Source organism: Novipirellula caenicola, from assembly GCF_039545035.1.
Taxonomy (GTDB): Bacteria; Planctomycetota; Planctomycetia; order Pirellulales; family Pirellulaceae; genus Novipirellula; species Novipirellula caenicola.
In genome coordinates this window covers 1-5678 of record NZ_BAABRO010000047.1, presented here as the reverse complement: position 1 = coordinate 5678, position 5678 = coordinate 1, and the positions used below count along the sequence as shown (strand labels likewise).

The window sequence follows — 5678 nt, the reverse complement described above, 5'->3', positions numbered from 1 at the left end:
GGTCGCAAAAGCGACGGCGAACCAGGCTGGCAAACGATCTGGCGTGGCTATCGAAAAATGCAGTCGCTTCTTGACGCGATGAAACTAACCGGTCAAATCAAGGATGAAATTCGTGGGTAAAGACAAGGAGGCCCGGGTTGGGGTAGTTGATGTTAAGCTACGTAAAGACTGGCGAGATTTTGTTGCATGCACGTTTTGGGCGGCAACTGGCGATTTCGAGTCACGTTGCGAACTGATTTCGCGATGTTTTCCGAGTCGCAAACAGGAACTCTTTGCGGCCATGCTGGCTGGAAAGGAATCGCTGTCTCAGATGGCTACCTACAAGTCTAAATTGGATTGCGGTTCGAATCTCACGATGCAGCCGTACAGCGATTCCGAGGAACTTACAGTCATGTATTCAATGAGAACCTGGAGAGATGAGCAGGGCAGACAGCCAACATTCAATCTCTTGCATGAAGCAATGTTGTCAATCGACGGCGAGGCTCCTGCGGAACTTATGGTTTCTGGACTCGCAAGCAATTATGATATTGCATGTAAGTCGACCAGCGTCCTTGGGAACGATTGGACGCTCAATGTGACGAGCGGATATGCCGACGGATTTAATCCGCTCACGGATGGTGCGATTGGAAATATCTATCCGCTCTTGTGGTGGCAAGCGGAAGAGACTGACGACCCGCGTGAGGGCATCGCACTTAATCTGTGCAAGGGTGAGTCGGGAGATACACTCGAGCTCTGCGGTTTTTGTGAGCGAGCCGAAATCCAATCGCTTCTTCAGCGTATTCGAGAAGGCTCAAGTGATTTGAGAGGGGCAGAGATCCAAGAGTGGTGTGAGGATCCATCCACTCGCTGGACCTAAGCTCAGGTTGCTTCCCAATCCGTGTGTCAGCCAAAACGACTGGAAATGACTTCGTAGACGACGCTTACTGACAGCCCTGGCGCACCGGGATGTTCCAGTCCGGCGATCTTTTGCATCGCTTCGGTAGGCGGGATCGCACAGGCTACGGTGATGGTCATGTCGTTGGGGTCGCATTCGGGGTGATCATCCTTGAGCTGCCCCACAATGTATCTGAAATAGTTTTGCAGCTTTTTTTGAAAAGCCTCAAACCGAGCGGTATCGTCAAGCGACCCATCGTCAACGATGATCAATTTCAGCCCACCCTCGCTCGCCCGGGCGATCATGTCAATTGTGTTTTCGTCGGCAATCGTCATCGATGTTTAATCCGTTTCGGAGAGGGAGATGTTGGATACTTGTATCTAATCTGGAACGTGTCCTCGATGCGAGCAGTTGAGGCATCGCGGTACCGCAAGTAGCGTTCGAGAATCTTGGCGGCCCCCGCAGCATTCGCATGCAACGTCCGGCCCGGGCAAGATTCTACACGTGCAGCATCGGGATTGCAAAAGAACATCCACGAAATTTTTTCAGCATCAATTGTCGAGCAAGCGTTCGCCAGCGGAGTCTGCTGCGATTTTCGGCTCGGTGACACGTGGGAAGAAGTCGTTTGTCGCGTGCAGTCTATAGAGAAAGGTTTCGGCCGTCACCACTTCCGGCGGTTCGTTCACCGGTTTCGTCGATCCACGGCCCAACGATCCTTTTCTCGACCCGCCAAATTATCATGCAACTCGCGACCGAACGTTGATCTATAACGGGTGTAATTACAGCGAAGCGATCTACGGCGAAATCTACATCAACGCCCGAATGGCTCGTGAGATCTTGCTCGTTCAAGACACGGTGCATGGTATTGAAAACACCCCGTCACCGATCACGCAATCGGTGGCGTTCCGGACGCCGCAAGTTTATGCAACGGTTGGGATCGTCGGGATCGATAAATCGACCAACGAGTTTATTGTCCACGCCGAGTTGTTCACGACCGTCGATCTACGCGACTCCGCCGTCGAAACATCGACTCAGTTTGCGAATTTATGGGCGGGCAGCGGCCAAACGAACGACCAATATGGCCCGCAAACTGCGATCGACGCCGGCGAATTCTCGTACGTCACCACCGTATCGTCGGGAACGAAATGGCTTCCCTGTAAAAAACGTCCCGCTGGGCCGGTGATGTGGTTGGCTAGCGCCCATCCCGCACTCACCGAAATCGGCAACCGCGTGACGTCCCCCATTTTGACAAATTGGCGAAAGCGGATCCCGGTGTTCGGTGACACCCCACCGACGATCACCTTCGGCCCGGACGACTTGGTTGGCGAAGATTTGGAAACCACCTTTTATCGATTGACATCAATCGAATCATCATGGGCCGGCGGCGTGCACACCGTCCGCCATCACGCCGCCCCCTTCACCAAAAACGATTTCGAATTGGTCGTTGGAGCGGCGTGAGCCAGCAATCATTTTGATGATTCTCTGACGAACAAGGGTGATACTAGCATGCCTAGTTTCAAGCAGCGAAAATTCTCCTCGCCAGAGTCGTGCACTTGTCGAGGATCAGCTTGACACTAGTCCAGCATCGGGGCAGAATGTTGCAACGGACAGCCCGCTCCGAAGAGGAGATGCTGCGTGAGAATAAGTCGAACAAGCCGTGAGAACACGCCAAAACGACTTGTTCTCACCCTGTCATCCCGTAGAAACATAAGTTCTGCCAGAGAATGAACTGCAGCGATGAAGATTCCTCACCGCATCATCTATGAAGGAGGCAAAGTCGGACGGGGCGCTAGTCAGCCTTCTTATGGCCTTTTGAATGTCATTGTTAAGCACAGTGACAACAAACGACGATTCATGGTTTCCAATGAGATCGTAGCCTTGGGATTTGCGCAATACTTACATCTTCCAGTTCCACCTGGAGGCGTAGTGATGAACCGCGCCGGCACGCAGCCGCGATTCTTTTCGCTTGAGATTTTTCCTGATGGCCCAAAGCCGACTCCTCACGCTGACCCTGCCGTGATAGCCGACAAGTTCACAGCTTTGTGTTGGGGAATCACGTTATTTGACGCCCTGCTAATCAACAAGGATCGAAGGCCAGGGAATCTCGCATATGACGAAAAGTTTGACGCAATCGCCATTTTTGATCACGGCAATTGTCTATTTGGCACACCTGGGCGACAGAAAATACGGAACCACGTGGATTTGATTGGGACCGGTGATCACTGCCTGGAAAAGAACTTGAAGAGAGCGACGGGATACAAAGGTTGGATTGAGGCAATTCGTGACATTCCCGACGCATTTATAAGGAACACTGTTGCTCGCGGTGAGGGGGTCGGCTACAGTCGAGACGACTGCCAGTTCATCTCGGAACAACTAATCAGCCGAAAGGCTCGACTGCACGAGTTTGTTCTAAAACAGATCGAAAAATTTGCCTCGCTTCCACCTGCAGAGCGAAAGAAAATTCAGGAACTGACCTTCTGATGACTGATGTTCGGCAATGATTACTTGCAGCCCACAGAAGGCAGAACCATCGCATGCACGGGAGCGGCGGTAGCCAGTCGGTTTTGAAATCAACGTCAACTCCCGCCGCCCCGTGATGCGGGTCGTTCTGTGGCAATAGCGAGCGTGTCTACGAATGGAAGAACGAATTCGCGAATGGCTTGAAACGCAAGGATACCCACTTGAAATGAAGGTGGCGAGTCTCTTTCGTTCAATGGGCTTTCGCATTGTCCAATCCGAATACTACAAGGACGCCGAAACCGGATCGCAGCGTGAAACGGACGTAACCGCGAGAGTTGACTGCGAATTCCATGGCCTTCTTGTCCGGATCGAGTTCATAATTGAATGTAAATCCACTCCAGACAAACCGTGGGTACTCTTTACTGGCGGTCGCGGTCTTGCTGACCCTGCACGAGTGGCTCAGCGTGCTGCCTCGAAGCTTGGCTCCAAGGCCCTCATGGAGTTGTGTAAACGCAAAGACATTCAAGACCTTGCATTGTTTCAGATGCACGAACGCTCGGCGTACGGTGTAACGCAGGCTTTCACAACAGGCAACGATACTACGTTCGCTTCGGCAACGTCGGTCTCAAAGGCGACCGCTGCTGAGATTGCCGAAACCAACGAGTATAGCGCAGCCGTGTCACCAGTTTGCCTGATTGCGATTCCATTGATCGTCATCAACGCAGAACTCGCAGAAGCGTACCTTAATGAAAATAGCGAGCTGATTGTCACCCGAACTAATTCCGGCACCTTGGCATGGCGACATAAACTCGTGGGTGAACCTCACACAATCATTCGGGTGTTGCGCGTCGAGGAGGTAGAATCGTATGCCGACGACATGTTCGCCTCGTGCATGCAGTTTTTTGACCTTGCGAGTGACACGTTCAAACGCATGGCCAACGAGCGACAGAACAATTGCGTCAACCGGAGCGGCACACCCGGCGGAAACTGAGATTAACGCGTAACATCGACGCCCGGTTACGCTGGTCGTTCGTCAATACAATTACTCAACGTATGGTGCTGCCGATCACTGCGGCAAGCATCGGGAGAATGTTTCGTGTGCAATGAAAATCTTGAGTGGCTGCTTCCGGCGACACAGCATTACCCGTCCGCCGGGCTCGCTCATAATTATGTGAACCCTCGAAAATGCACCAGTGGACAGATCGACGGTGAGGGATGCGTCGGGTTCAGCCAGCGATACCCTTATGTCCCCGTTTGGGTCTACCCTCCTGGCTCCAGCCCGACCGTTACAACTAGCATCGCTTTGTTGAACCCGCACTTTATCGCTGGCTATGCCGAGCTTCTGGCCCGTGACGTATATCGCTACAGAAAATGCCCAAGCCCTGGAGTTGAAGTCTCGATCTCCGACGCTGTGAGGGCCAACTGTAAGTTCAGGCTTTTTAATCAACTCGATTACCTGGTGAGTAACGCGAAGGAGATAGCGCCCGGCGTCGACGTCTGGTCCGTACCGCAAATGAACAATTCTGATGCGATGGTCCAATCGGAGATTGCGTACCTCTTTGGACGCATCGCTCAACATGAGGAGCGTGACAGGGGATATTGGCTGGACCGAATGAGGCGAGCCGGAAGGGCATTTGACCTTTTCGTTAGCGAAGGCGGGCTAATGTACTACGAGGGTGATAACGAAGAGAATTGGTATGTGGCGGCGGGACCGTTCGAACGGCGCCCACGCTTTGCACTAAATGTCATGCTGTTGTCGCTCGAGTTCATGCACTGTATAGCAAGATTCTTGGACTCTGATGCAAGCCATGTGACGAACTGGCAACGCAGAATCGACCGCGGTATCCGATTGCTCGGGAGGACGCAGTACAACCGTGTGACACTTGATGACTTTCACATTGCGAACCATTTCGGACCGGGAAAACATTGGAGCTATTATGGGTTCCATTGGAGTGATGACGCTGGCGACTACTTGAGAAGCGGTCCGGCTTGGGAAAACTATCATCGCATTCACGCCAGAACGCTTCGCACCTTGAAGTCATATGATAGTCGCGGAACTCTCGCAACTTACTACGACTCATGGAAATGGGCATTGACGGACACCTTCGTCGAAGACGGCGGCACTTATGTGAATCGCGAACAATCGGATGCGCAGGAGCGGCGAAGTCAGGCGGATTAACAATGGAAAATTACTCGTTGCCGCCCCGTGATCGGTGACGACTATGAAGTCCGAGGTTGGCAAGTGGTGTTGAGGTAATTCTCTTGTCTTATTTCATTTTTTTTCCGCGGGTGGTGGTGAGGTGCCGTCGCCGGAGGCATTTTTCGGTCGCTCGCCCGTCAGTGG

6 protein-coding genes are annotated in these 5678 nt (G+C 52.7%); 5 read left to right on the top strand and 1 reads right to left on the bottom strand.

Features of this window, described 5'->3' with window-relative positions; all coding sequences use genetic code 11:
• Positions 1 to 112: 112 nt before the first annotated feature.
• Positions 113 to 856, top strand: coding sequence for a hypothetical protein (locus tag ABEA92_RS31065; RefSeq protein ID WP_345689735.1), 744 nt, complete (start codon positions 113 to 115; stop codon positions 854 to 856).
• Between the two features lie 26 nt (positions 857 to 882).
• Here ABEA92_RS31065 and ABEA92_RS31060 read toward each other — a convergent pair whose 3' ends face one another.
• Positions 883 to 1209 (bottom strand): DUF6572 domain-containing protein, encoded by a 327-nt coding sequence (locus tag ABEA92_RS31060; protein WP_345689733.1) that lies wholly within the window; start codon positions 1207 to 1209, stop codon positions 883 to 885.
• 424 nt (positions 1210 to 1633) lie between these two features.
• Between ABEA92_RS31060 and ABEA92_RS31055 the strand changes: the two genes are divergently transcribed.
• The 4 genes from ABEA92_RS31055 to ABEA92_RS31040 all read left to right on the top strand — a co-directional run bounded on the left by ABEA92_RS31055 (position 1634) and on the right by ABEA92_RS31040 (position 5513).
• The gene (locus ABEA92_RS31055; RefSeq protein WP_345689731.1) at positions 1634 to 2332 is read left to right on the top strand and encodes a hypothetical protein; all 699 of its coding nucleotides are present in this window, start codon (positions 1634 to 1636) and stop codon (positions 2330 to 2332) included.
• 279 nt (positions 2333 to 2611) lie between these two features.
• Positions 2612 to 3355, top strand: a complete 744-nt coding sequence (locus tag ABEA92_RS31050; RefSeq protein WP_345689729.1) for a hypothetical protein — start codon at positions 2612 to 2614, stop codon at positions 3353 to 3355.
• Positions 3356 to 3509: 154 nt separating this feature from the next.
• Positions 3510 to 4325: a hypothetical protein gene (locus ABEA92_RS31045; RefSeq protein WP_345689727.1), complete on the top strand. Its 816-nt coding sequence runs from the start codon at positions 3510 to 3512 to the stop codon at positions 4323 to 4325.
• Positions 4326 to 4847: 522 nt separating this feature from the next.
• Positions 4848 to 5513, top strand: a complete 666-nt coding sequence (locus tag ABEA92_RS31040; RefSeq protein ID WP_345689725.1) for a D-glucuronyl C5-epimerase family protein — start codon at positions 4848 to 4850, stop codon at positions 5511 to 5513.
• The last annotated feature ends 165 nt before the right edge of the window (positions 5514 to 5678 follow it).